The sequence below is a fragment of the Sphingomonas soli NBRC 100801 genome (assembly GCF_001591025.1).
In the GTDB taxonomy this organism is placed as follows: Bacteria; Pseudomonadota; Alphaproteobacteria; order Sphingomonadales; family Sphingomonadaceae; genus Sphingomonas; species Sphingomonas soli.
Genome location: NZ_BCTZ01000010.1, coordinates 1 through 3,046, shown reverse-complemented (window position 1 = coordinate 3,046; position 3,046 = coordinate 1). Strand labels below are relative to the sequence as shown.

The 3,046-nt window shown below is 67.0% G+C and carries 2 protein-coding genes and 1 tRNA gene; 1 reads left to right on the top strand and 2 read right to left on the bottom strand.

Annotated features, from left to right (window positions below; all coding sequences use genetic code 11):
• Nucleotides 1–382 precede the first annotated feature (382 nt).
• Nucleotides 383–1,126: a 23S rRNA (guanosine(2251)-2'-O)-methyltransferase RlmB gene (rlmB, locus tag SSO01S_RS07840; RefSeq protein WP_066797803.1), complete on the bottom strand. Its 744-nt coding sequence runs from the start codon at nucleotides 1,124–1,126 to the stop codon at nucleotides 383–385.
• The gene (locus SSO01S_RS07835; RefSeq protein WP_066797800.1) at nucleotides 1,126–2,730 is read right to left on the bottom strand and encodes a M20/M25/M40 family metallo-hydrolase; all 1,605 of its coding nucleotides are present in this window, start codon (nucleotides 2,728–2,730) and stop codon (nucleotides 1,126–1,128) included. The genes rlmB and SSO01S_RS07835 overlap by 1 nt, the downstream gene beginning before the upstream one ends.
• 123 nt (nucleotides 2,731–2,853) lie before the next feature.
• Between SSO01S_RS07835 and SSO01S_RS07830 the strand changes: the two genes are divergently transcribed.
• A tRNA-Tyr gene (locus SSO01S_RS07830) sits at nucleotides 2,854–2,939 on the top strand.
• The last annotated feature ends 107 nt before the right edge of the window (nucleotides 2,940–3,046 follow it).

The following is a 3,046-nucleotide window of genomic DNA, read 5'->3' as shown; positions in this document are numbered from 1 at the left end:
CCGCGGTTTCGTGGACCCCGGAACAGGTCCGGGGTGACAAAGATTCAAGGTCCGCCATTCGGTCGAGGGCCGTCTGGCTGCTTTCATGCGGGTACAGCCCAGGCCGCTGGCGCGCCTCCGCCGGTCCGGTCGATTGCCCAGCCGCCCCGTGGACCCCGGCACGGAGCCGGGGTGACGAGAGGGGTGGTTGGCTTCCGGCTGGTTGTGCGGGCGGGCGGCGGGGTGGGGGTGCCAGTGCCCCGCGCCCCTGCGATCATCGCTGATCCATTGAATCGTCATCCCCGCGGAAGCGGGGACCCAGAATTGCCAGGCGATGCCCGACTTGGCTCTGGGTCCCCGCTTCCGCGGGGATGACGGCTATTCAACCCGTGTCGATCAAACGCTAGCGGGACGCCACCGCGTAGAGCGCGATTGCGGCGGCGTTGGATACGTTGAGGCTTTCGACCTTGTCGGAGATGGGCAGCTTGGCGAGTTGGTCGCAATGCGCCTCGGTATTCTGGCGCATGCCTTCGCCCTCGGCGCCGAGGACGAGGCAGATGCGCGCCTTGCCCATCACTTCGGCGAGCGTCTGATGGGCATGGCCGGTCAGGCCGATGCGCCAGAAGCCCGCCTTCTCGATCTCTTCCAGCGCGCGGGCGAGATTGACCACGCGGACCCAGGGGACGACTTCCAGCGTGCCCGCCGCCGAGCGCGCGACCGTGCCCGATTCGGGCGGGGCGTGGCGATCCTGGGTGACGATGCCGAGCGCGTCGAACGCTGCCGCCGAGCGCAGGATCGCGCCGACATTGTGCGGATCGGTGACCTGATCGAGCACGATCAGCGGGCGATCATCGCCTTCGCCCTGCGCGAGCAGATCGCCCAGCCAGATATCCTCCAGCGGATCGACATCGGCGACCAGCCCCTGATGCGGCGCATCGCCCGGCACCAGCCGCCCCAGATCGGCGGCATTGGCATAGGTGACAGGGATGCTGGGCGGGATATCGAGCCCGGCAAGCGCCTCATGCGTGCCCCAGACCTGGCGCACATTGCGTTCGGGATTGTCGAGCGCGGCAAGCACCGCGTGACGCCCGTAGAAACGCGGGCGTGACGGCGGCGCCTTGCTGGGCCGATGGCCGCGCTTGGCCATTACTTGCTGCTTCCGGCTGCCGGATAAGGGTACAGATCGCCCTCGGTCGGCTTGGTGGGCAGGGGCAGGCGCGGCAGCGGCTTGTCCGAATTGGCGGCGTTGATCAGGAAGGCGGCGAGGATGATCGCGCCCTGGCGCATGTCATCGGCCCGGAGCGCATCATAGGTATCGAGATTGGTGTGATGGCGCAGCGTGCCATAATCCAGCTGATCCTGGATGAACTGGAATGCGGGGATGCCCACCGCGTCGAAATAGACGTGATCGGTGCCGCCAACCTTGCGGATGGCCACCGTTTCCGCACCCATCGAACGGAAGGGCTTGAGCCATTCGGCGAAGATCGCGCCGGCGGCGGCATTGTTCTGCGCGTTGATCCCGCGGATCTTGCCCGAGCCGTTATCGATGTTGAAATAGGCGACGAGCTGGCCATGGCCGGGCAGCGGCGTGATCGGCCAGCCATTGCCCCAGACCTGCTTCGCCTTGATCCCCGTCGAGCCATCGCTGACCGGACGGCTGGCGATATAGCGCTGCACATAATCCTGCGAGCCGAACAGGCCCTGTTCCTCTGCCGACCACAGAGCGAAGCGGATCGTGCGCTTGGTGCGGATGCCCGACGCCTTGATGATCCGCGCGGCTTCCATCACCATCGCGCTGCCCGCGGCATTATCCACCGCGCCATCACCCGCAGCCCAGCTATCGAGATGCGCGCCGGCCATCACATAGCCCGCCTTCGCATCGGTGCCGGCGATGTCGGCGATGACGTTATAGGCCTGCGGATCGCTGTCATCATAGCGGACCTGGCTGTTCAGCTCGACCACCGGCGCGGCGCCCATCGCGGCGAGGCGGGTGAGGCGGCGATAATCCTCCTGCGCGATCTCGAAGCCCGGAAGCGCCGGGGAGTCGCCGACGAGGAAGCGCGAGCCCTGGCCGTGCACGATCTTGCCCGGACGGAACGACATGCTGCCATAGGCGACCGCGCCTTCGGCCTTGAGGAAGGCTTCGCGGGCGCGGGCAAACGCCTGGCGGCTGGTGAACGAGACATTGGCGCTGCGGCGCGTGAGATCGAACCTGTCGAACCGCGCGAGATCGGCGTCGCTCCAGCGCTTGAACGCGGGTTCGTCCTGATCCTTGGGCGGTTCGGGATCGCTGATCAGCACCAGCTTGCCGCGCAGCTTGCCCTTATATTGCTCCATCGAAGCGATGTCGCTCATCACCGCGACGACGACCGGCGCGCGGACCACGCCATCGGTGCCCGGCGTCCAGGCGATCGGCGCGATCGTGAGCGGGGTCATGCGCGGCTCGACAAGGCGCATCGACGCGCCGAGCGATTCCCAGCCGCGTCCGAACTCGAAGCCTTCCTTATGGACGTTGCTCAGGCCCCATTCGCGAAACTTGGCGGCGGTCCAGTCCTCGGCCTGGCGCATGCCGGGCGAGATGGTGAGGCGGGGGCCGATCACGTCGGTCAGATATTGCGCGATGCGCATCACTTCGGAATTGGCGGTGCCCTCCGCGATGATTCGCGCGGTTTCGGGCGGAACGGCCTGGGCGGAGACCGAAAGAGGCGCGACGAGCGCGGTGGCGGCAACGAAAGTGGCAAAAGCGCGCATGGTTGGTGTGTCTCGCGGCTGAGGAATGGAAGCGGCGACGCTATGCGCGGCGCGAGTTGCGCGCAAGGCGTTGACACGCCGCGCTTCGCCCGGCAATGGACCGCGCTCGCCAAGAGCGCCCAAGGACAGGTGGCCGAGTGGTTAAAGGCAGCAGACTGTAAATCTGCCCGTGAAAGCGTACGCTGGTTCGAATCCAGCCCTGTCCACCACCGCCGCCGATGACCGGCCGGCAAGATCCCAGCAACGCAGAAGATGACGCGGTATCGCGCCGGGGCCTTCGTGCCGCGTCGCGGGAACACCATCGCCCTGTTCCCCT

Coding starts and splice junctions, on each gene's coding strand:
- rlmB (WP_066797803.1), bottom strand. CDS start 1,126: ATGGCCAAGCGCGGCCATCGGCCCAGCAAGGCGCCGCCGTCACGCCCG.
- SSO01S_RS07835 (WP_066797800.1), bottom strand. CDS start 2,730: ATGCGCGCTTTTGCCACTTTCGTTGCCGCCACCGCGCTCGTCGCGCCT.